The sequence below is a fragment of the Streptomyces rubellomurinus genome, assembly GCF_000961885.1.
Classification (GTDB): Bacteria; Actinomycetota; Actinomycetes; order Streptomycetales; family Streptomycetaceae; genus Kitasatospora; species Kitasatospora rubellomurina.
Genome location: NZ_JZKH01000031.1, coordinates 63,617 through 85,784, shown reverse-complemented (window position 1 = coordinate 85,784; position 22,168 = coordinate 63,617). Strand labels below are relative to the sequence as shown.

At 73.1% G+C, this 22,168-nt stretch carries 20 protein-coding genes; 7 read left to right on the top strand and 13 right to left on the bottom strand.

The genetic code is table 11. The features are described from left to right. Positions 1-474: 474 nt before the first annotated feature. Complete coding sequence (locus VM95_RS17195) at positions 475-3,330, bottom strand: DEAD/DEAH box helicase (protein WP_045697605.1); 2,856 nt, start codon at positions 3,328-3,330, stop codon at positions 475-477. Positions 3,331-3,676: 346 nt separating this feature from the next. On the opposite strand from VM95_RS17195, the gene VM95_RS17190 reads away from it, so the two are divergent. Together VM95_RS17190 and VM95_RS17185 are read left to right on the top strand one after the other, a co-directional pair. Then, entirely contained in the window at positions 3,677-4,051 is a 375-nt protein-coding gene (locus VM95_RS17190; protein ID WP_045697603.1) for a hypothetical protein, read from the top strand. Between the two features lie 38 nt (positions 4,052-4,089). Further along, positions 4,090-4,434 (top strand): ArsR/SmtB family transcription factor, encoded by a 345-nt coding sequence (locus VM95_RS17185; protein WP_045697601.1) that lies wholly within the window; start codon positions 4,090-4,092, stop codon positions 4,432-4,434. A 46-nt stretch (positions 4,435-4,480) separates the two neighbouring features. On the opposite strand, the gene VM95_RS17180 is transcribed toward VM95_RS17185, so the two are convergent. Beyond that, a complete protein-coding gene (locus tag VM95_RS17180; RefSeq protein ID WP_244178819.1) occupies positions 4,481-5,650 on the bottom strand; it encodes an aminotransferase class V-fold PLP-dependent enzyme in 1,170 nt (389 codons plus the stop codon). A gap of 147 nt (positions 5,651-5,797) precedes the next feature. On the opposite strand from VM95_RS17180, the gene VM95_RS17175 reads away from it, so the two are divergent. Then, on the top strand, positions 5,798-7,864 hold the full coding sequence (locus VM95_RS17175) for a S9 family peptidase (RefSeq protein WP_045697599.1): 2,067 nt from the start codon (positions 5,798-5,800) through the stop codon (positions 7,862-7,864). A gap of 83 nt (positions 7,865-7,947) precedes the next feature. Further along, the gene (locus VM95_RS17170) at positions 7,948-8,325 is read left to right on the top strand and encodes a YrdB family protein (protein WP_045697597.1); all 378 of its coding nucleotides are present in this window, start codon (positions 7,948-7,950) and stop codon (positions 8,323-8,325) included. A 98-nt stretch (positions 8,326-8,423) separates the two neighbouring features. On the opposite strand, the gene VM95_RS17165 is transcribed toward VM95_RS17170, so the two are convergent. The 5 genes from VM95_RS17165 to VM95_RS17145 all read right to left on the bottom strand — a co-directional run bounded on the left by VM95_RS17165 (position 8,424) and on the right by VM95_RS17145 (position 14,254). After that, a complete protein-coding gene (locus tag VM95_RS17165) occupies positions 8,424-9,431 on the bottom strand; it encodes an ABC transporter ATP-binding protein (protein ID WP_045697595.1) in 1,008 nt (335 codons plus the stop codon). Beyond that, on the bottom strand, positions 9,431-10,432 hold the full coding sequence (locus VM95_RS17160) for an ABC transporter ATP-binding protein (RefSeq protein WP_045697593.1): 1,002 nt from the start codon (positions 10,430-10,432) through the stop codon (positions 9,431-9,433). The genes VM95_RS17165 and VM95_RS17160 overlap by 1 nt, the downstream gene beginning before the upstream one ends. Continuing rightward, the gene (locus VM95_RS17155) at positions 10,432-11,418 is read right to left on the bottom strand and encodes an ABC transporter permease (RefSeq protein ID WP_045697591.1); all 987 of its coding nucleotides are present in this window, start codon (positions 11,416-11,418) and stop codon (positions 10,432-10,434) included. The genes VM95_RS17160 and VM95_RS17155 overlap by 1 nt, the downstream gene beginning before the upstream one ends. Beyond that, entirely contained in the window at positions 11,415-12,350 is a 936-nt protein-coding gene (locus VM95_RS17150) for an ABC transporter permease (RefSeq protein ID WP_045697590.1), read from the bottom strand. The genes VM95_RS17155 and VM95_RS17150 overlap by 4 nt, the downstream gene beginning before the upstream one ends. Before the next feature lie 152 nt (positions 12,351-12,502). Next, on the bottom strand, positions 12,503-14,254 hold the full coding sequence (locus VM95_RS17145; RefSeq protein WP_045697589.1) for an ABC transporter substrate-binding protein: 1,752 nt from the start codon (positions 14,252-14,254) through the stop codon (positions 12,503-12,505). A 153-nt stretch (positions 14,255-14,407) separates the two neighbouring features. On the opposite strand from VM95_RS17145, the gene VM95_RS17140 reads away from it, so the two are divergent. Continuing rightward, the gene (locus tag VM95_RS17140) at positions 14,408-15,859 is read left to right on the top strand and encodes an aminopeptidase P family protein (RefSeq protein ID WP_045697588.1); all 1,452 of its coding nucleotides are present in this window, start codon (positions 14,408-14,410) and stop codon (positions 15,857-15,859) included. 21 nt (positions 15,860-15,880) lie between these two features. Here the strand turns inward: VM95_RS17140 and VM95_RS17135 are convergent, their stop codons facing one another. The 5 genes from VM95_RS17135 to VM95_RS17115 all read right to left on the bottom strand — a co-directional run bounded on the left by VM95_RS17135 (position 15,881) and on the right by VM95_RS17115 (position 19,617). After that, on the bottom strand, positions 15,881-16,210 hold the full coding sequence (locus VM95_RS17135; RefSeq protein ID WP_045697587.1) for an XRE family transcriptional regulator: 330 nt from the start codon (positions 16,208-16,210) through the stop codon (positions 15,881-15,883). After that, positions 16,207-16,578, bottom strand: a complete 372-nt coding sequence (locus tag VM95_RS17130) for a type II toxin-antitoxin system RelE/ParE family toxin (protein WP_045697585.1) — start codon at positions 16,576-16,578, stop codon at positions 16,207-16,209. The genes VM95_RS17135 and VM95_RS17130 overlap by 4 nt, the downstream gene beginning before the upstream one ends. Before the next feature lie 99 nt (positions 16,579-16,677). After that, a complete protein-coding gene (locus tag VM95_RS17125; protein ID WP_045697583.1) occupies positions 16,678-17,700 on the bottom strand; it encodes a nitronate monooxygenase in 1,023 nt (340 codons plus the stop codon). A gap of 49 nt (positions 17,701-17,749) precedes the next feature. Further along, on the bottom strand, positions 17,750-18,376 hold the full coding sequence (locus VM95_RS17120; protein WP_045697581.1) for a response regulator transcription factor: 627 nt from the start codon (positions 18,374-18,376) through the stop codon (positions 17,750-17,752). Further along, positions 18,373-19,617, bottom strand: a complete 1,245-nt coding sequence (locus VM95_RS17115; protein WP_045697579.1) for a sensor histidine kinase — start codon at positions 19,615-19,617, stop codon at positions 18,373-18,375. Before VM95_RS17115 ends, VM95_RS17120 begins: the two co-directional genes overlap by 4 nt. Positions 19,618-19,783: 166 nt before the next feature. Between VM95_RS17115 and VM95_RS17110 the strand changes: the two genes are divergently transcribed. Beyond that, a complete protein-coding gene (locus VM95_RS17110) occupies positions 19,784-20,860 on the top strand; it encodes an ABC transporter permease (protein WP_045697577.1) in 1,077 nt (358 codons plus the stop codon). Continuing rightward, positions 20,857-21,537, top strand: a complete 681-nt coding sequence (locus VM95_RS17105) for an ABC transporter ATP-binding protein (RefSeq protein ID WP_045697575.1) — start codon at positions 20,857-20,859, stop codon at positions 21,535-21,537. The genes VM95_RS17110 and VM95_RS17105 overlap by 4 nt, the downstream gene beginning before the upstream one ends. A 1-nt stretch (position 21,538) precedes the next feature. Here VM95_RS17105 and VM95_RS17100 read toward each other — a convergent pair whose 3' ends face one another. Then, a complete protein-coding gene (locus tag VM95_RS17100; protein ID WP_045697573.1) occupies positions 21,539-22,135 on the bottom strand; it encodes a Uma2 family endonuclease in 597 nt (198 codons plus the stop codon). Positions 22,136-22,168: the final 33 nt, after the last annotated feature.

Sequence of the window (22,168 nt, the reverse complement as noted above, 5' to 3'; positions counted from 1 at the left end):
CTCGAATACCTCACCACCCGCTGGAACCTCGGCACCTCCCTGGAACGCGTCCTGGAGGCCCTCGCCACCCGCTGACCGGGCGGATGCGTAGGAAGTCGACCCGGTCGACTTCCTACGCGGCATGGGCGCCGCTTCGGTGGGAACCGAAGCGGCGCCTCATCCCATTTCCTCGGTCCGCGCCCCAGTCTTCTGGGGCGCGGACCTTCCACATACCTGTCTCTCAGTCGAAGCGACACGTAAAGATCGCCGGAAGCCATAGACGATTTCGCCTCTGCCCTCTGCCCCCTGTCATCGGCAGGGAGCAGAGGCACTGTGTGAGCGCAGGAGGAGCGCGGCGGGGCGTAGCCGAAGCCGCGTACGTGGGGGGGGTGGGGGGCTTGCCCCACCCCCCCTGGGCCTCATCAGGGCCACCCGCTGCGCGCATGCGGAAGGGCCCCGCGCGAGTGGTCTCGTGCGGGGCCCCCTCTGGTCGTGCTAGCCCACGGAGGAGTAGGCGATGATGCCGCGGCGGAGGCCGTCGATGGCCTTGCGGGCGGTCTTGCGGAGGTCGGCGTCCTCGCCGGCGGCGTCCTGGATCTGGCCGAGGACGTCGATGAGCTGCTTGGTCCAGCGGACGAAGTCGCCGGCCGGCATGTCGGCGTCGCGCAGGACCTGGTCGAGGTTGTGGCCGAGGGCCCAGCGGTAGGCGGCCCAGGCGAAGCCGAGGTCGGGTTCGCGCTGGCCGACGCCTTCGGCGGTGTTGATCCGGTGCTGTTCCTCGAGGGCGTCGAGGTGGCCCCAGATGCGGACCATCTTGCCGAGCGCCTCCTTGGCCGCGCCTTCCGGCACGCGCGGGGCGCCGGCGTCGTCGGACTGCCGGGACTCGTACACCAACGCCGAGGCACAGGCGGCGAGTTCGGCGGCGGCGAGGCCGCTCCACACACCCTCGCGGATGCATTCGGAGGCGAGCAGGTCGAGTTCGCCGTAGAGCCGGCCGAGCCGCTTGCCGTCGTCGGTGACGGTGTCGCCGCTCAGGTAGCCGAGGTCGGTCAACAGCCCGCAGACCCGGTCGAAGGTGCGGGCGATGGTGTGGGTGCGCGAGCGCATCCGGCGTTCCAGCAGCTCGGTGTCGCGGTGCAGCCGGTGGTAGCGCTCGGCCCAGCGGGCGTGGTCCTCGCGGTCGGAGCAGCCGTGGCAGGGGTGCTGGCGCAGTTCGGTGCGCAGCCGGGTGATCTCGGGGTCGTCGGCGGCGGCCGCGCGGCCGCGCCGGAACCGCTCGGGTTCGAGGTGGCCGGCCTTGGTGCGCAGCGCGGAGGCGAGGTCGCGGCGCGACTGCGGGCTGCGCGGGTTGAAGGACTTGGGGATGCGGACGCGCTCGATCGCGGCGACGGGGTGCGGGAAGTCGATCATCGCGAGCCGCTTGACCTGCCGCTCGGCGGTGAGCACGACCGGGCGCGGCCCGTCCTGGTAGTCGGGGTGGCGCGGTCCGCCGCGGCCGGAGCGGTTGACCGGCGGCAGGCCCGGGTCGAGGACGAGGGCGAGGCCGGCGAACTTGCCGGTGGGGACGTGGATGACGTCGCCGGGCTTGAGCTGCTCGATGGACTCGATGGCGGCGGCCCGGCGCTGGCTGGTGCCTTCGCGGGCGAGTTCGTTCTCGCGGTCCCTGAGCCGCCGGCGCAGCTCCATGTACTCGTCGAAGTCGCCGAGGTGGCAGGTCATGGACTCGCGGTAGCCGTCCAGGCCTTCCTCGTTGCGCTGCACCTGGCGGGCGATGCCGACGACCGAGCGGTCGGCCTGGAACTGCGCGAAGGAAGTCTCCAGGAGTTCGCGCGAGCGGTGCCGGCCGAACTGGGAGACCAGGTTGACGGCCATGTTGTAGGACGGCCGGAACGAGGACTTCAGCGGGTACGTACGGGTGCCCGCGAGCCCGGCCAGCGCCTCGGGGTCGAGGCCGCGCTGCCAGAGCACCACGGCGTGGCCCTCGACGTCGATGCCGCGGCGCCCGGCGCGGCCGGTGAGCTGGGTGTACTCGCCGGGGGTGATGTCGGCGTGGGTCTCGCCGTTCCACTTGACGAGCTTCTCCATGACCACCGAGCGGGCGGGCATGTTGATGCCCAGCGCCAGGGTCTCGGTCGCGAAGACGGCCTTGACCAGGCCCTTCACGAACAGTTCCTCGACGACCTCCTTGAACCGGGGCAGCATCCCGGCGTGGTGGGCGGCGATGCCGCGCTCCAGCCCGTCCAGCCACTCGAAGTAGCCGAGGACGTGCAGGTCCTCGTCCGGGATGTCGGCGCAGCGCTCCTCGACGATGGCGCGGACGACGGCGCGGTCGGCGTCCTTGTTGAGCCGCAGGCCGGAGCTGAGGCACTGCTGGACGGCCGCCTCGCAGCCGGCCCGGCTGAAGATGAAGGTGATCGCGGGCAGCAGGCCCTCGGCGTCGAGCCGGTCGATGACGTCGACCCGGCCCGGGGTCCAGACCTTGCCGGGACGGCCGTTGGGCATGGAGCGGCCCCGGCCGCGGCCGAAGCGGTCGCGCGGGTTGCGGTCGAGCTCGGAGCGGGCGAGCCGGACGAGTTCCGGGTTGACCAGCTTGCCGGGGTGGCGCGGGCCGGCCTTGGGCCGGCCGTCGCGGTCGGGGTCGGCGAACAGGTCGTACATCCGGTTGCCGGCCATCACGTGCTGCCACAGCGGCACCGGGCGGGTCTCGGAGACGATCACCTTGGTGCCGCCGCGGACGGTGTCCAGCCAGTCGCCGAACTCCTCGGCGTTGGAGACGGTCGCGGAGAGCGAGACGAGGGTGACCGACTCGGGGAGGTGGATGATGACCTCCTCCCAGACGGCGCCGCGGAAGCGGTCGGCGAGGTAGTGCACCTCGTCCATGACGACGTAGCCGAGGCCGTCGAGGGTGCTGGAGCCCGCGTAGAGCATGTTGCGCAGCACCTCGGTGGTCATGACCACCACGGGGGCGTCGCCGTTGACGGTGTTGTCGCCGGTGAGCAGGCCGACCTTGGCGGCGCCGTAGCGCTTGACCAGGTCGCCGTACTTCTGGTTGGAGAGCGCCTTGATGGGCGTCGTGTAGAAGCACTTGCGGCCGGCCTGCAGGGCCAGGTGCACGGCGAACTCGCCGACGATGGTCTTCCCGGAGCCGGTGGGGGCGGCGACCAGGACGCCCGAGCCGGCCTCCAGCGCCTGGCACGCCTCCAGCTGGAAGTCGTCCAGCGGGAAGTCGTACAGCTGCTGGAAGCCGTACAGGGCGCCGGCCTGCTCCTTGGCCCGGCGACGGCTGGCCGCGTACGCCTCGGCGGGGCTGAGCTCCCGGTCTTCCTGGGGCTCGGGATCGGGGGTGTTCATCGCCGTCCGGGTGTGGTTGGTGTGATCTCGCATCTCAGCGAGAGGTTACCCGGGAGGAGTGACATCGATAGCACCGTTTTTCCGTGCGGGGAGACGCGGGACGAACGGCCGGACGAGCAGCGGGACCCGCGGCCGGACGAGCAGCCGGACGAACGGCCGGACGAGCACGAGGAGACGCCACCGGATCACTCCTCTCCCAAATCCATAGTTGCAAATGTCTTCAAGTGATCGGGATCGGATCAGCTTCGGACGTCTCCGGTCATTCCCTGGGAAACCCCCCGATCGCTCCCTACCTTCGGGTGCCACAGCTACCCCACAGCCACCGACTCACGGGAGGACAGCCACGATGGCGGACCTGGAGACGTCCCTCAAGCAGGCCATGACGATCGACGGCGCGATCGGCGTCGCCCTGGTCGACTACGGCAGCGGCATGGCCCTCGGCAGCCTCGGCGACGGCAACGAGCTGGACCTCAACGTCGCCGCGGCCGGGAACACCGACGTGGTCCGCGCCAAGATGCGGGCGATGGAGATGCTCAACCTGCACGACAACGAGATCGAGGACATCCTGATCAGCCTCACCAGCCAGTACCACATGGTCCGGCCGATCACGACGCCCGGCGGGCGCGGCCTGTTCCTGTTCCTGGCGCTCAACCGCAGCCGCTCCAACCTCGCGATGGCCCGCCACCAGCTCAAGCTCATCGAGACCTCGCTGGAGATCTGAGCCGTCCGGCCTCGCACACCAGGGAAGGGGGGGCGACCGTGACGGTGGCGCTGTACCAGGCCAAGGCCGAGTTCTTCCGGATGCTCGGCCATCCCGTCCGGATCCGGGTGCTGGAACTGCTGCAGGCCGGGCCCACGCCCGTGCGCGGCCTGCTCGCCGCGCTGGAGGTGGAGCCGTCCAGCCTGTCCCAGCAGCTCGCGGTGCTGCGCCGCTCGGGCATCGTCACCGCCACCCGGGAGGGCGGCATCGTGGTGTACGAGCTGGCCGGCGGGGAGGTCGCCGACCTGCTGCGCTCGGCCCGGCGCATCCTCACCGGGCTGCTCGCCGACCGGACGGTGCTGCTCGCCGAGCTGCGCGCGACGGCCGCCCCGGACGGGCCGTAGCGCTTCCTCCCGCCACGCACGGCCCGTAGGGGCTGCCGCTAACCCTTTAACCCTTCAGCAGCTCCGCCAGCCCGTCCGCCAGCCGCTCGTACTCCGCCGCCCGGTTGTACAGCTGGGCGCTGACCCGCAGCACCCCGCCGCCGTCCCACGGGCGGACGGCGATCCGGGCACCGAGCCGCTGCCACACCTCGGCCATCAGCGCCCGCGCCTGCGGCTCGGTCTCGGCGCACCCGGCGGGCAGCCGCACCGCGCTCATCCACACCCCGGGCGAGGCGGGCAGCGGCCGCAGGCCGCCCCGCTCGACCAGCACCCGCCGGCCGTACCGGGCGAGCGCGCCGTTGTGCGCGGCCACCGCCGGGCCGAGCCCGCGCAGCAGCGCGTGGCCGGTCGGCGCGGCCAGCCACGGCGTGTAGTCGCAGGTCCCGCGCCACTCGACGGCCGCCGGGAAGCCCCGGTCGTGCTCCCAGGAGAGGGCGAGCGGGCGGATCCGGCCGGTCCACTCGGGGCGGACGGCGAGCAGGCCGGTGGCGCGCGGGGCGAACGCCCACTTGTGCAGGTTGCCGAACCAGAAGTCGGCGCCCGGGTCGACCGGGTCGGGCAGCATGCCGGGCGCGTGGGCGCCGTCCACGACGGTGGTCACGCCGCGGTCGCGCAGGTCGGCCAGCAGCGCGGGGGTGGCGAGCAGCCGGGCGGTGGGCGAGGTGATCTGGTCCAGGACGGCGACGGCGGTCCGCTCGTCCACGGCGTCGAGCACCGCCGCGCGCACGGCCGCCTCGTCCGGGGCGTCCACCGGGAGCGCCACGACGCTCAGTTCGGCGCCGGCCTCGGCGGCCCGGCGGGCGACGGCCCGGGTGACGGCGCCGTAGCCGTGGTCGGTGACCAGGATCCGGTGTCCGGGCGCGAGCGGGATGCTGTCCAGGGCGACGGCGGCGGCCTCGGTGACGTTGTCGACCAGGGCCAGCAGGTCCGGGGCGACGGCGAGTTCGGCGGCGATCCGGGTCCGGGCCCGGGCGACCCGGTCCGGCAGGTTCCAGAAGAAGCCGTCCGGGTCCTGCTCCTGCTCGGCCCGCAGCAGCTCGCACTCCTGCTGCACGGGGACGGGCACGGCACCGAAGGAGCCGTGGTTGAGGTGCGCGGCGCCGGGCACGAGGGTGAACATGCCCTCGGCGGCGGGCAGCGGGGCCGGGGGCTCGGCGGTCCCCAGGTCGTCCGTCACGGCTTCCTCCCTGAACGGTTTCCGACAGCTCTGGCAGCTGCGACAGCCCTGACAGCTCCGTCGGCTCTGACACAGCTCACGCGATGTGTGACATTTCACATGACACACCCCTGGTCGGTCAACGCCCGCCGCCACCACGATCGGCCCATGACCATTGCCGACCCCTTCCTGGCCCTCAGTGCCCGTACCGGCCGGTTCACCTTCGGCGCGCCGCGCGCGTACACGCTCGCCGAGGACGGTACCCGGCTGCTGCTGCTCCGCTCGACCGGTCCGGAGGATCCGTTCGACCGCCTGCACCTCCTCGACGTCGAGACCGGCGAGGAGCGGCTGGTCGCCGACCCGGCCGCGCTGCTGCCCGGCCGCACCGGCGACCGCGACGAACTCCCGCCGCTCGAACGGAGGTTGCGCGAACGCGTCCGGCTGACCGCGGCCGGCATCGGCAGCTACGCCGCCACCGCCGACCTCTCCGTCGCCGTCTTCACCCTGGACGGCCGCCTGTTCCGCACCGACACCGCCACCGGCACCAGCGACGAACTCCCCGTCGCTGCACCGGCGTTCGACCCGAGGCCGGACGCCACCGGCCAGCGGATCGCCTACGTCGGCGAGGACGCCCTCTACGTCACCCCCGGCCTCGAACCGCTCTCCCCCGACGACGGCGCCCGCTGGGGCGTCGCCGAGTTCGCCGCCGCCGAGGAGCTGTCCCGCTCCCGCGGCCACTGGTGGCGCCCGGACGGCGGCGCGCTGCTCGCCGCCCGGGTGGACGAATCAGCGCTCCCCCGCTGGCAGTTGGCCGACCCGACCCGGCCCGCCGAGCCCGCCGACGACCTCGCCTACCCGCACTCCGGCGGCCCCCACGCGGACGTCCAGCTCTGGGTCCTCGGCCTGGACCGCTCCCGCGTCCGACTCCACTGGGACGCCGCCGAGTTCCCGTACCTCGTGGACGCCGGCTGGGCCGGCGACGACGAGCTGCTGCTCACCGTGACCGACCGGCTCCAGCAGCGCGTCCTCCTGCTCAGCGCCGACCCGGCCACCGGCGCGACCACCGAACTCTCCCGCACCACCGACGAGTTCTGGGTCGACGCCCTGCCCGGCACCCCCGCCCGGCTCGGCGACGGCCGACTGCTCACCGCCCACGACACCCCGCAGGCCCGCGGCCTCGCCCTGGACGGAAAGCCGCTGGACACCGCCGGCCTGCAGATCCGCCGGGTCGCCGGACGGCTGCACGGCCGACTGCTCTGCGAGACCGGCCAGGGCGACCCGGCCGACCAGTACCTCCACCTGATCGACCCGGACGGCGGCACCCCCGAACTCCTCACCCCGCGGCCGGGCGTGCACACCGCCCTCGCCGCCGGCGACACCCTGCTGCTCACCTCGGCCGACCCCACCGGCTACCGGCGCACCCTGCACCGGGCCGGCCGGGAACTGACGATCACCGACCTCGGCCCCGAACTCCCGTACGTGGTCCGGCCGCTGCTCGCCCGGGTGACCGAGCGCGCGCTGCCCACCTCCGTGGTGTACCCCCGCGAGCACACCCCCGGCCGCCGCCTGCCCGTCCTGCTGGACGTCTACGGCGGCCCCACCCACCAGTCCGTGGCCCTCGACCCGCGCCGCTGGCAGCAGCGCCAGTGGTGGGCCGACCAGGGCTTCGCCGTCGTCACCACCGACAACCGCGGCACCTCGAACGTCTCCCCCGCCTTCACCCGGGCCGTCTTCCGCGGCTTCTCCCGGGTCGTCCTGGACGACCAGGTGGACGCCCTGCGCGCCCTCGGCGCCGACCACCCCGACCTCGACCTCGGCCGGGTCGGCGTGCGCGGCTGGTCCTTCGGCGGCTGGCTCGCCGCGCTCTGCGTGCTGCGCCGCCCGGACGTCTTCCACGCCGCCTGCGCGGGCGCCCCGCCCACCGACTGGCGCCTGGCCAGCGGCGCGTACACCGAGCGCTACCTCGGCCTGCCGCAGGAGGACCCGGAGGGCTACGCGGACGACGACCTGATCCCCGACGCCCCCGGCCTGACGCGGCCGCTGCTGCTGACCCAGGGGCTGGCCGACGACAACGTCCACCCGGCGCAGACCATGCTGCTCTCCCGGGCCCTCACCCGGGCCGGCCGCCCGCACAGCGTGCTGCCGCTGCCGGGCGTCACCCACATGACCCCGGGTGCCGTGGAGGCGCAGGTTGTCACGGCCGAACTCGCCTTCCTGCGGGCGAACCTGGGCTGATCCGTTGAGCTCGCCCGGGCCGGAGTGGGACACTCCGCAGGACCGCCGCCCCGCCCGGGCAGCTCGACACCACGGGGGCACACATGGAGATCAAGCGGCCGAACCCGGCCGGGGGAACGCACTTCACCCCGCTGACCGGCGCCAACGCGGCGCTCGCCTTCACCCTGGAGCTCGCGATGCTCGCGGCGCTCGGCTACTGGGGGTTCAGGACGGGCTCCGGCCTCGGCCTGCGGCTGCTGCTGGGCCTCGGCGCGCCCGCACTGGCCATCGCCCTCTGGAGCCTGTTCCTGGCCGCGGGCGGGCCGAGGTTCCCGCAGCCGACCGCCGTGACGATCGTGCTCAAGCTGCTCGTCCTCGGCTCGGCCGGGCTCGCCCTGTACGCGGCCGGCCGGCCCACCCTGGCGCTGGTGTACGGCGCGCTGGTGGTGCTCAGCGTGACCGTGGAGTACAGCACCCGGTGACCGGCCGCCGGAAACGGTGGAACCCGGTCGGACGCGGCCCTCGTGAGGTTCCCCGCCGCGCCCGACCGGGCGTCTGAACTCCTGCTACTCCTCCGGCGCTACTCCTCCGGGAAGTGGCAGGCCGCCTGGCGCCCGCCCGCGGCGGCACCACCCGACGCGGCACCGCCCGCCCCGACGATCCGCAGCAGCGGCCGCTCCGTGCGGCACACCTCCTGCGCCTTCGGACAGCGCGGGTGGAAGCCGCAGCCGGCGGGCGGGTTCGCCGGGCTCGGCGGGTCGCCGAGCAGCACGATCCGCTCCCGGGCCCGTTCCGCCGCCGGGTCCGGGAGCGGCACGGCGGACAGCAGGGCCTTGGTGTACGGGTGCGCGGGCCGCCCGTACACCTCGGCCTTGTCGCCGATCTCGACGATCCGGCCGAGGTACATCACCGCGACCCGGTCGCAGACCCGCTTGACCACCGAGAGGTCGTGCGCGATGAACACGTACGCCAGGCCCAGTTCGCGCTGCAACTGCTCCATCAGGTTGACCACCTGGGCCTGGATGGAGACGTCCAGCGCGGACACCGGCTCGTCCGCGATCACCAGCCGGGGCGAGGTGGCCAGCGACCGGGCGATGCCGATGCGCTGCGCCTGGCCGCCGGAGAACTCGTGCGGGTAGCGGTCGAGGTGCTCGGGGATCAGCCCGACCAGCTCCATCAGCTCCGCCGCCCGCTTCCGCGCGTCCGCCGCGCCGGTGCCCTGCACCAGCAGCGGCTCGGAGATGATCCGGGCCACCGTCTGCCGGGGGTTGAGCGAGGAGTACGGGTCCTGGAAGACCATCTGCAAGTGCCGCCGGTGCGGGCGCAGTTGCGCCTGCGAGAGGCCGCCGATCTCGGTGCCGTCGAAGGTGACGGTGCCCGAGGTCGGGTCGAGCAGCCGGACGATCATCCGCCCGGTGGTGGACTTGCCGCAGCCGGACTCGCCGACCAGCCCCAGGGTCTCGCCCGCGCCGAGGTCGAAGCTGACCCCGTCGACGGCCCGGATCGGCGCCCCGGCCCGCCCGGCCCGGCTCCGCCGCCCCGGGAAGGTCTTCACCAAGTCCCGTACGGACAGCAGTGGTTCACCCATCAGAGCGCCTTTCCCGAGGACGGCACCATCGGCAGGTGGCAGGCGGCCCAGTGGCCGGTGCCGAGCGGATCGAGCGCCGGGCGTTCGGCCAGGCAGCGGGCGTGCTCCTCGGCGGACGCCGCGATGGTGCGGGCGCAGCGCGGCGCGAAGGAGCAGCCGGGGGCGGGGGCGATCAGCGAGGGCGGGCTGCCGGGGATGGCCCGCAGCGGCGCGTCGTCGGCGTCGTCGAGGCGGGGCAGCGAGTCCAGCAGGCCGCGGGTGTACGGGTGCGCGGGCTGCGCGAACAGCCGGTCCACCGGGGCCTGTTCGGCCGCCCGGCCGCCGTACATGACCAGGACCTCGTGGGCGACCCGGGCGACCACGCCCAGGTCGTGGGTGATCATGACGACACCGAGGCCGCGCTCCTGCTGGATGCGGGCGATCAGGTCGAGGATCTGCGCCTGGACGGTGACGTCGAGGGCGGTGGTGGGCTCGTCGGCGATCAGCAGCTCGGGTTCGCAGGCGAGCGCCATGGCGATCATGACGCGCTGGCGCATGCCGCCGGAGAACTGGTGCGGGTACTCGTCGACCCGCCGGGCCGGCTCCGGGATGCCGACCTCGGCCAGCATCTCGACGGCCCTGGCCCGGCCCGCCTTGCGGCCCGCCCGGAAGTGCACCCGGTAATGCTCGGCGATCTGCTCGCCGACGGTGTAGAAGGGGTGCAGGCTGGACAGCGGGTCCTGGAAGATCATCGCGATCCGGCGGCCGCGGACGACCCCCAGTTCCCGCTCCCCGAGCCCGGTCAGCTCCTGCCCGTCCAGCTTGATCGAGCCGCTGACGGCGGCGCCGCGGTGCAGGCCCATGACGGCCAGCGAGGTGACGGACTTGCCGCTGCCGGACTCGCCGACCAGGCCGAGCGTGCGCCCGGCCTCGACGGTGAAGGAGATGCCGTCCACGGCCCGGACGGTGCCGCGCGGGGTGTCGAAGGCGACCCTGAGGTCCTTGACGTCCAGGAGGGTCATCAGTACCTCACTCTCGGGTCGACGAACGCGTACAGCAGGTCGACCAACAGGTTCGCCACGACGATGAAGAACGCCGCGAGCAGGGTGACGCCGAGGATGACGGGCTGGTCCGAGCGGGCCAGGCCGTCGTAGAAGAGCCGGCCGACGCCGGGCAGGCCGAAGATCGACTCGGTGATGACGGCCCCGGCCAGCAGCCCGCCGAGGTCCATGCCGAAGATGGTGAGGATCGGCGTCATCGCGGAGCGCAGCCCGTGCTTGACGGTGACGGTGCGCGGCGGCAGGCCCTTGGCCCGGGCGGTGCGGATGTACGGCTCGGCCATCGCCTCGATCATCGAGTTGCGGCTCTGCCGCGCGTACATGGCCGCGTACAGCAGGGCCAGCGCGATCCAGGGCAGCAGCAGGTTGGAGGCCCACTCGACGGGGTCCTCGGTGAACGCGTGGTACGCGGGGTAGGGCAGCCAGCCGGCCGTCCTGACGACGCCCCAGATCAGCATGATCGAGGTGAAGTAGACCGGCAGCGAGGCGGCGCCGACCGAGAGCACCATCAGGGTCCGGTCGGTGAAGCCGCCCTTGCGCAGCGCCGAGGTGACGCCCGCGCCGAGGCCGAGGAGCAGCCAGAGCACGGCCGAGCCGATGGCCAGCGAGATCGAGACCGGCAGGCGGTCGGTGAGCAGGTCCCAGACCGGCAGCGAGTACTCGTAGGAGTAGCCGAGGCAGGGGAAGCCGCAGTGCACCGCGCTGGGGCCGGTGCCGTAGTCGCGGCCGGCGAAGATGCCCGTCAGGTAGTCGGCGAACTGCTGCCAGACGGACTTGTCCAGGCCCATCGCGGCCTTGACGTCGGCGAGCCGTTCGGGGCTGCAGGTCTTGCCGCAGGCCGCGGCGGCCGGGTCGTTGGGCAGCAGGTAGAAGATGGTGAAGGTGATGGCGCAGATGGCGAGCAGGATGCCCGCCACGCCGACCAGGCGGCGGCCGAGGTAGAGGATCACGACCGGCCTCCCCGGGGGTCGAGGATGTCCCGCAGCGCGTCGCCGAGCAGGGTGAAGGCGAGCACGGCGAGGAAGAGGAAGACCGTCGGGATGAGGAAGTACGTCGGGTCGGTCTCGTAGTACTTGATGCTCTCGGCGATCATCTGCCCCCAGGAGGAGGTCGGCGGCCGCACGCCCACGCCGAGGTAGCTGAGCGCGGCCTCGGTGGCGATCATGCCGGGGATCAGCAGCGTGGTGTACGCGATGACCGGCCCGGAGACGTTCGGCAGGATCTCCCGGGTGAGGATGCGCCAGGAGCGGGCGCCGCCGACCTTCGCGGCCTCGACGTACTCGCGGTGCTTGAGCGACAGGGTCTGGCCGCGGACGACGCGGGCGATGCCCGGCCAGGTGAACAGGCCGATCACCAGGGTGATCAGCAGGATCCGGTTGACGTCCTCGGCCACCGACATCATCGCGATCATGAAGATCAGCGAGGGGAAGGACATCGTGAGGTCCATCAGCCGGGACAGCACGGAGTCGGTGCGGCCGCCGAAGTAGCCCGCGGCGATGCCGGCCAGGGTGCCGGTGACCACGACGACGACGGTGGCGGTGAAGGCGATCAGCAGCGAGACCTGGCCGCCGTGCAGCACCCGGGCGAACAGGTCGCGGCCGGTGGTGGGCTCGACGCCCAGCCAGTGCCGGGTGCTGATGCCGCCGAAGTCGCCCTTGGGCGTGCCGCCCAGGTAGGCGTCGACGGCGCGCTTGTCGAACTCCTCGGGGGACCAGCCGCCGAGCGAGCTCAGCGGGCCGGCCAGGGCGGCCGCCAGGACCAGGACGGCGACCGTGACCAGGCCGAACCGGGCCGAGCCCTTGGCCCACAGCTGGTCCCAGACCAGCCGCCACGGCCCGCGCCCGGCGGCCTTCGCGGGGCCCGCCGCCACGGCGTCGGCCACGGCGGCGGGCTCAGTTACTCTTCGCTCGCCTCCGGCCGCTCCTGACCCGGTGTCGACGCTCCTCGCTCCGGCACTCGCTGCGCTCGCTTGTCGCTCGTCACTCTCGACACCGGCGCGGCCTTCGGCTCCCGAAGGGGTGTCAGCGCTGCTCATCAGCCCTTGCCCTTGGCCGGGTCCTTGAGGCCGACCGTCGCCAGGTCGATCATCCCGGCGAAGCCGGAGTTGCCGAACGCGCCGGCCACGTTGGTGCCGACCATCAGCGGGCGGCGCTGCCACATCAGCGGGACGGCCGGGGCCTTCTTCATCAGGTCCTCGTCCAGCTGTTTCCACGCCTTGTTGGCCTCGTTCACGTCCGTCATGGCCGCGATCTGGTCCATCCGGTCCATCGTGGCCTGGTCACGGAACTGGCTGTAGTTGCCCTGGTTGCCCTTCTCCTTGATGGTCCGTCCGTCGAACAGGAACGGGAGGAAGGTCGCGGCGGACGGGTAGTCCGGACACCAGCCGTTGATGGTCAGCTCGGGGGCGTTCTTGGTGTCGCCGAGGGTGTCGGTGAAGGCGGACGGGTCCACGGTGTTGACGGTGACCTGCACCCCGACCTTGGACAGCGACTGCTGGATCGCCTCGGCGCGGGTCTTGTCGCCGAGCGAGACGGTCAGCGAGACCTTGAGGTCGGTCTTGCCGGCCTCCTTGAGCAGCGCCTTGGCCTTCTCCGGGTCCCCGGCGGCCGGGATCTTCAGCGGGTCGGCCTTCTCCCCGCCGGTCAGCGACGGCGGGAGGAAGGAGGTCGCCACGTCGGTGACCGCCGGGCCGCCGAAGGCCGTCACCTGGGCCTCGCGGTCGACCGCCCACATCATCGCCTCGCGCACCTTCGGGTCGTCGAAGGGCGCCTTGGCGGTGTTCAGGTACAGCATGTCGGTGCAGCCGGTCCGCTCGGCGGTCATCCGCTCCCGCACGTCCGCCTTGGGCAGCACCTTGGCGACGGACTCGTGCTGCATCCAGGGCATGTTGATCGCGTTGGCGTCGGCGCCGTCGCTCGCGATGATCCGGTCGTCGGCCTGGCCGCCCTTGATGCCCTCGGTGACGACGATCTTGTCCGGGTACGCCTTGCGGACGGTGTCGGAGGCCTGGTCCCAGTTGGTGTTGCGGACCAGCACCAGCTGCTTGCCGCGGTCGTAGCTCTCGATCTTGTACGGACCGGAGGAGAACGGCCGGGAGTCGTACTGGGTGCCCTTCTCCTGGGACTGCGGCACCGGGGAGAAGGTCGGCAGGGTGACGGTGTCGGAGAATTCGGCGACCGGGCGCTTCAGGTGGAAGACGATCGTCCGGTCGTCCGGCGTCTCGATGCTGGCCAGGTGCTCGCCGGTGAGCGGGCCCTTGTACTTGTCGCCGTCGGCCAGGTACTGGACGGCGTAGTCGGGGCCGCCGGTGAGGTCCGGGGAGAACGAGCGCTCGACGTTGTACTTGATGTCGGCGGACTTGATCGGGCTGCCGTCCTCGTACTTGAGGCCGTCCTTCAGGGTGAAGGTCCACACCTTGCCGCCGTCCGAGGACTTGCCCAGGTCGGTGGCGAGGTCGGGGACGATCTCGCTGCCCGCGGCGCCCGGCTCGGACTTGAAGGTGGTCAGGGTGCGGTACAGCAGCCGGGTGCCGAAGTCCATGTGCGGGACGGTCCAGTTGCGGGCCGGGTCGAGGTGGGCGAAGTCCTGGTTGGTCAGGATGTCGAGCGTCCCGCCCTTGGCCGGGGTGCCGCCGATGATCGAGCCGGACTCCGCGCCCGGCCCCTTCGTACTGGAGGGCGCCGCGTCGCCGCCGCTGTCGCTCTTGTCGTTCTTGCAGGCCCCGAGGCCGAGGGTGAGGGTCGCCGCGAGGGCCGCCGCGAGGGCGGCGTGGGTGCGCCTGGTCATGTAGCAACTCCGCTGTGGGTGGCCGGATCTGGCCGCTGCGCTGTGTGACCCGTAACATAGTAATGTGAAATTGCACTGCACAAGAGGTGGCGGCCGCCGTTACCGAGCTGTGTCCGTGCTCCCCATCTCCCCCGCCCCGCTCAGGAGTTCACCGTGACCCTCGCCCCGGCCGGTCTCCACACCGGCAGTCACGACCTGCCGGTCTCCCCCGCCCTCGACGCCTTCATGGGCCACCGCTGGGCTCCGACCCCGCTCCCCGCCGACCAGCGCGTCCCCGGCTACGACCGCTTCCCCGGCCGCCGCGACCGGCTGTCCGCAGCCTTCCCCGGCGAGCGCCTGATCGTCCCCGCCGGGCGCCTCAAGGTCCGCTGCAACGACCTCGACTACCGGTTCCGCCCGCACAGCGCGTACGTCTGGCTCACCGGCCTCACCGGCGAGGACCAGGCCGACCACGTCCTCGTCCTCGAACCCGCCGGGCCCGCCGGCCACGAGCCCGTCCTGTACCTGCGCCCCCGGTCCCCGCGCGACGGCGGCGAGTTCTACCGCGACCGCCGCTACGGCGAGTTCTGGGTCGGCCGCCGGCCCGACCTCGCCGAGGCGGCGCAGCTCACCGGCATCCGCACCCGCCACCTCGACGAGCTGCCCGCCCTGCTCGCCGGCCCGCAGCCGCCCACCCGCGTCCTGGCCGGCACCGACCCGCTGGTCGACGACGCCACCGGGCGCCCCCGCCCCGACCTGCGCGACGCCGAACTCTCCGCCGTCCTCTCCGAGTTGCGCCTGGTCAAGGACACCTGGGAGGTCGAGCAGCTGCAGCTCGCCGTCGACCACACCACCACCGGCTTCCAGGACGTCGTCCGCGCCCTGCCCACAGCACTCCGCCACCCCCGCGGCGAACGCTGGATCGAGGGCGTCTTCGACCTGCGCGCCCGCGCCGAGGGCAACGGCACCAGCTACACCACCATCGCCGCCTCCGGCGCCCACGCCTGCGTCCTGCACTGGATCCGCAACGACGGTGCCCTCGACCCGGGTTCACTCCTGCTGCTGGACGCCGGCGTCGAGACCGACACCCTCTACGCCGCCGACATCACCCGCACCCTCCCGCTCAGCGGCACCTTCAGCCCCGTCCAGCGCCAGGCCTACGACCTCGTCCTCGCCGCCCAGAGCGCCGGCATCGCCGCCCTGCGCCCCGGCGCCCGCTTCCGCGACTTCCACCGCGCCGCCATGCGCGTCATCGCCGAAGGCCTCGCCGACTGGGGCGTCCTGCGCCTCCCCGCCGAACAGGCCCTCGCCGACGACAACGGCCTCTACCGCCGCTACACCCTCTGCGGCAGCGGCCACATGCTCGGCCTCGACTACCACGACTGCGCCCAGGCCCGCGCCGACCGCTACCTCGACGCCACCCTCGAAGCGGGCATGGTCCTCACCGTCGAACCCGGCCTCTACCTCCAGCCCGACGACGAGACCCTCCCCCTCGAACTCCGCGGCCTCGGCATCCGCATCGAGGACGACCTGGTGATCACCCCGGACGGCGCCCACCTGATGTCCAACGCCCTGCCCAGGACGGCCGCCGACATCGAATCCTGGATGGCGACCCTCCTGAGCTGATTCCGGCGATCGGGCGGACGGTCAGGCCACCTTGACCGTCCGCTCCCCCTGCCGCACGGACACCTCGACCTCGCCACCGATCGCGGCGGCGTACGCCCGCAGGTTGTCCAGGCTGTCCACCTGCCCGTGCTCGATCTGCGACACCCGCGCCTGGCTCACCCCCATGAGGCCGGCCACCTCCTTCTGGGTGAGGTCGGCGGCCTTCCGCAGTTCGGCCAGCTCATGGCCGCGGACGCGCGCCAGCATCTCCTGCCGAAAACGCGCCCCCTCGGCCTCCGCCTCCGGCGAAGCCAGCCACGGGTTGATCCGCTGGGCCTCGGCCCACACCTCGGTCCAACTACGGCCCTTCATGCGCGTGCTCCCTCGTCCTTCTCGTTGATGTACTGCTCGTAACGAGCTTCCGCCAGCGGAATGTTGGTGTCGTACCACCGGGACCACTCCCCGCTCTTGTCTCCGGCGACCAGGATGATCGCGGCTCGTTCAGGGTCGAAGACGAAGAGCATCCGGATCTCCGAGCGCCCGGCGGAGCCGGGCCGAAGCTCCTTCAAGTTGTGCAACTTGCTTCCGTGGACCCGGTCCACCAGCGGGCGCCCGAGCAAGGGCCCCCTCCTGGCGAGCAGCTTGATCGCTTCAGCGACCTGGCGGGCGGTACGCGGATCGTCAGCTGAGATGCCCAGGAACCATTCGTTCACCGGACCAATAAGTGTGATCTCCCACATGGAACCAAATTAAGTTGTCCCTTATACGTTACCGCGCGCTTTCCCGCCCAATCCACCCCTGCGGGGGACAACACACCCCGCACCGCACGCCCCTCCGCGCTACTCCCGCGCCGCCCGCCACAGGTCCGTGACGAGCTGCTCCGCCGGGCCGGTGCGGGCCAGGTGGTGGGCGGTGCCGGCCCAGAGGTGCATGGCTCGCAGGTCGCCGCGGCGGGTGGCGGCGGCGCGCAGGGGGGCGGTGAGGTGGTGGACCTCGGGGTAGGCGGGCGGGGCGTACGGGCCGTGGCGGTCGATGAAGGGGTTGCGCAGGCCGCGGGCCGGGCGGCCGGTGAAGGCGCGGGTGACGACCGTCTCCGGGAGCTCGCCGAGCGCGGCCCGGTGGGCGGCCGAGGCGCCGGACTCGTCCGTCCGCAGCAGCGCGGTGCCGAGCTGCACCGCCGCCGCGCCCGCCCGCAGGGCCGCCACGATCGCCGGCCCGTCGCCGAGCCCGCCCGCGGCGATCAGCGGCAGCGTCGTCACCGCCCGTACGGCGGGCAGCAGTCGGAGCAGCGGGAGCTCGCCCGGCCGGTCCGCCACCCGGTGGGTGGCGCGGTGGCCGCCGGCCTCCGGGCCCTGCACGCAGAGCGCGTCCATCCCGGCCGCCTCGGCCGCCCGGGCCTCCTCCGGGGTGGTGACGGTGCCGATCTGCAGCGTCCCGGCCGCGCGCAGCGCCGCCGCCTGCGCCGGGCCGGGCAGCCCGAAGGTGTAGGAGACGACGGGCACCGGGTCGGCGAGCAGCGCCGCGAGCTTGGCCTCCCAGTCGTCCCGGTCCGGCGCGATCTCCTCGGGCAGTGCCACCTGCCACCGCTCGGCCTCGGGCCGCAGCCGCTCCCGGTAGGCGGCGACGGCCGCCGCGTCCCCGGGCGGGGCGGGGACGAAGAGGTTCACCCCGTACGGCCGGTCGGTCAACTTCCGTACCGCCGCGATCTGTTCGGCCATCGCCGGGGCGCTCTTGTACCCGGCGGCCAGGAACCCCAGTCCGCCGGCCCGGTTCACCGCCGCCGCCAGCTCCGGGGTGGAGGCCCCGCCGGCCATCGGCGCGCCGATCACGGGCAGGGCGAGTTCGGCGAGACGGACGGCCATCGGGAGGCTCCTCACACGGCTGCGGGTACCGACCGGCCCAGCCTACGCCTCAGCGGATCAGCCCCCGGCGGCGCGCCTCCCGGATCGCCGCCGTCCGCGAGTCGACGCCCAACTTGGTGTAGACGTGCACCAGATGGGACTTCACGGTGGCCTGGCTGAGGTGCAGCCGCTGGCTGACCTGCTGGTTGGTGAGCCCTTCCGCGACCAGGCCCAGCACCTCCGTCTCGCGGGCGCTGAGCGCGGCCGCCGGCGTGCGCATCCGCTCCAGCAGCCGGTCGGCGACGCTGGGGGCGAGCGCGGAGCGGCCCGCCGCGGCGGCCCGGACGGCCTGGGCCAGCTCCTCCGGCGGCGCGTCCTTGAGCAAGTACCCGGTGGCACCGGCCTCCAGCGCGGGCAGGGTGTCGGCGTCGGTGTCGTAGGTGGTGACGACGAGGACCCGCGGCGCCCCGGTGGGGGCGGTGATCGCGGCGGTGGCCTGGGCGCCGTTCATGGCCGAGCCGGGCCCGAACTGGAGGTCCATCAGCACCACGTCCACCCCGCCGGCAGCAGCCAGTTCGACGGCCCGCTCGGCGGTGGCGGCCTCCGCGACGATCGCGAAGTCCGGCTCGCCCTCCAGGACGGCCCGCAGCCCGGCCCGCACCACCGGGTGGTCGTCGGCGATCAGCAGCCGGATCACGGCGCCACCTCCGGGGCCGGGCCGGCCGGAGCCGCGCCGACCGGGGCAGCGGCGCCGACCGGCAGCTGCACCGCGACGGCCGTGCCCTCGCCGGGCGCCGACTCGACGGTGAGCGTGCCGCCGAACGCCCGGGCCCGGGCCCGCATCGAGGGCAGCCCGAATCCGCCGTCGTCGCCGCCCGTGCGGCCCGCGACCGCCACCGGGTCGAACCCGGCCCCGTCGTCGAACACGTCCAGCGCCACCTCCCCCTCCATGTAGCTGAGCGTCACCTCGGCGTGCGAGGCCCGCGCGTGCCGGACGGTGTTGCCGAGCGCCGACTGCGCGATCCGCAGCAGCGCGACCTCCTGCGGCACCGGCAGCCGCAGCGGGTCCCCGGAGACGTGCAGGTGGACGGGCAGTCCGCTGTGCGCGGTCGTGGTGGCGCACAGCCGCTCCAGCGCGACGGGCAGCGGGTCGCCGTCCAGCGCCGGCGGGGTGAGCGCCCGGACGAACCGCCGGGCCTCGTCCAGGTTGTCCTGCGCGGCCTGCCGCGCCTGCTCGACGTACCCGGCGGCGGCGTCGGTGCGCTCGGGCAGGGCCCGCTGGGCGGCGCGCAGCAGCAGCTGGATGGAGCTGAGGCTCTGCGCCAGGGTGTCGTGGATCTCCCGGGCGAGGCGTTCGCGCTCGGCCAGCACCCCGGCGGTGTGGTGCGCGGCGGCGAGGTCGGCGCGGGCGGCGGTGAGCTCGTCGATGAGCCGGCGCCGCTCCTCGCTCTCCCGGTACAGCGCCTGGTAGCCGAGCACGGTGGCGGTGGCGACGGCGGCGCCGAGCGCGGGCCCGATGGCGGCGGCGAGGCTGAAGCCGTGCTGGTGCCAGGCCCAGGCGACGATCGCGGCCAGCGCCGTCAGCCCGACCGCGACGGGCCCGCCGCGGCGCCCGAGCAGGTGCAGCTCCAGGAAGTACAGCGGGAACGCCAGCCACACGCCGTCCTGGGTGGCGAACAGCACCCCGGCCCAGGTGAGGCCGAGCAGCGCCAGCCACAGCGCGGCGGCCCGGCGCGAGCGGCGCACCGCGGCGAGGCGGGGCCCGGCCGCGTACACCACGGCCATCGCGGAGGCCGCGGCGCCGACCGCCGCCGGATCGCCGTCCCGGCCGAGCGCGGCGCGGGCGACGGCGAGGACGAGCAGGCCCGCCACGAGCAGGTGCAGGCAGACCTGGAGGACGCGGGCGACGGGGGTGATGCGGGGTCGTTCGGTCGCCATCCGTCCAGCCTAGGTTCCCCGCCGGCGGTGCGGCATCAATCAAAAGGTTGAACTCGGCTTCGGCCCTTCGATGCCACGGAGGCAATCCCCCGCGCGATGCCCACGGGCCCCTTCCTCCGGGACCGTGGGAGGCGTAGACAACCGCGTACCGCAGGAGAGGCTCACCGTGTTCGTCGCCTGGAGGGATCTGGGGTTCGCCAAGGGGCGGTTCGCCCTGATGGGAACCGTCATCGTGCTGATCACCGTACTGGTCGGCATGCTGTCCGGGCTGACCGCCGGACTCGGCCGGCAGAACATCTCCGCGATCAGCGGCCTGCCCGCCGACCACCTGGTCTTCGGCAGGCCCGCCGAGGGCCAGGAGCTCAACTTCACCGACTCCCAGGTCACCCCCGACCAGTGGCAGGCCTGGGCCCGCGAGCCCGGCGTCACCTCCGCCCAGCCGCTCGGCATCACCACCACCAAGGCCGCCGCCGGGCAGCGCACCGCCGCCCTCTCCGCCTTCGGCGTCCCGGACGGCTCCGACCTCGCCCCGCAGGGCGGCCTGATCGCCCCGGGGAAGGCCGTGCTGTCCAGGACCGCCGCCGAGAAACTGGGCGACCTCACCCCCGGCGCCGACTTCACCCTCGCCGGCCACCGGCTACGGGTCGCCGCCGTCGACGGCGACGCCGCGTACAGCCACACCCCGGTGATCTGGACCAGCTTCACCGACTGGCAGCAGTTCGCCCCCGGCGGCGCCGGCCACGCCACCGTCATCGCCCTGCACACCGCCCAGGGCGCCGACCTGGCCGCCGCCGACGCCCGCCACGGCACCGTGACCCGCGGCCGCGCCGACGCCCTGGCCGCGATCGGCTCCTACACCTCCGAGAACGGCTCCCTGCAGCTGATGCGCGGCTTCCTGTTCGCCATCTCGGCCCTGGTCATCGGCGCGTTCTTCACCGTCTGGACGATCCAGCGCAGCGGCGACATCGCCGTGCTGAAGGCCCTCGGCGCCTCCACCCGCTACCTGCTGCGCGACGCACTCGGCCAGGCCGTCCTGCTGCTGCTCCTCGGTACGGCCATCGGCACGGCGATCGCCCTCGGTGCCGGCTCGCTGATCGGCTCCGCCGTCCCGTTCGTCCTGGACGCCCCGACCCTGCTGCTGCCCGCCGCCGTCATGATCGCCCTCGGCGCGGTCGGCGCGGCCCTGTCCATCCGCCGGATCACCTCCGTCGACCCGCTGACCGCCCTCGGGAGCGCCCGATGACCCTGGAACTCGACCGCGTCACCCTGACCTACCCGGACGGCGACGGCCGGCTCACCGCCCTGGACGAGGTCTCGCTGGCCGTCCCCAAGGGCTCGCTGACGGCCGTGGTCGGCCCCTCCGGCTCCGGCAAGTCCAGCCTGCTCGCCGTCGCCGCCACCCTGATCACCCCGGACTCCGGCCGGGTCGTCATCGACGGCACCGACACGGCCGGCCTGCGCCCGGCCGAGCTCACCGCGCTGCGCCGCACCAGGATCGGCATCGTCTTCCAGCAGGCCAACCTGCTGCCCTCGCTGACGGCGGTCGAACAGCTCCAGGTGATGGCCCACCTCGACGGCCGCTCCCCGCGCACCGCCCTCCCGCGCGCCCTGGAGCTGCTGGACGCGGTCGGCCTGCGCGACCAGGCCGCGCGGCGCCCGCACCAGCTCTCCGGCGGCCAGCGCCAGCGCGTCAACATCGCCCGGGCCCTGATGCACGACCCCACCGTGCTGCTGGTGGACGAGCCCACCAGCGCCCTCGACCACGAACGCGGCGCGGCCGTCCTGGACCTGATCACCGACCTCACCCACCGCCGCGCCACCGCGACGGTGCTGGTCACCCACGACCGCACCCACCTGACCGCCGTCGACCGGATCGCCGAGGTCCACGACGGCCGTCTGACGATCCCGGCGACGGTCTGAGCTACTTCTTGGCCGCCAGCACGTCGTCCACCTTCAGCGTCACCGATGCCCCGATCGACTCGGGCAGAGTGAACGACTGCCCGGGATGGTGGACGGCGTGCACCCGGTACTCGCCGTCCTTGGGATCGGTCAGCACCATCACGCGCTGATTCGTTCGGTCCACAATGACGTAGCCGGGCACTCCTGCCTCGGCGTACAGCGGTGGCTTGACCTTCAGGTCAGTCGTGAAGTTCGACGACGTCACTTCCACGACAAGACGGAAGACCACTGGGTCGTAGCAATTGCGTTCGATCAGGTGTTCTCGGTAGTCGGCATCAACAACACACAGATCCGGAATCGCATAGTCGGACGGTCCGCCGGGCAACCATAGGCCCATCCCTTGAACCACTCGGGATGAATCACCATGGAGACCCGCCGCCCACAACGGGATCATGAGGTCCGTGAGCATCTCGCCATGCGGCCCGTCCGGAGGCGGCGTCACCGTGATCTGACCGCCAAGAATCTCGACCCGGTGCCCCACGAGTCGATCGGAGACCAGCTCTGCGGCTTCGAGCAACGTCATCTGCTCGGAGGGTTCTTCCACTGCGGCGGCGGACATGGAGTTCCTCCTGACTGCCGATGTCGAGAGCAT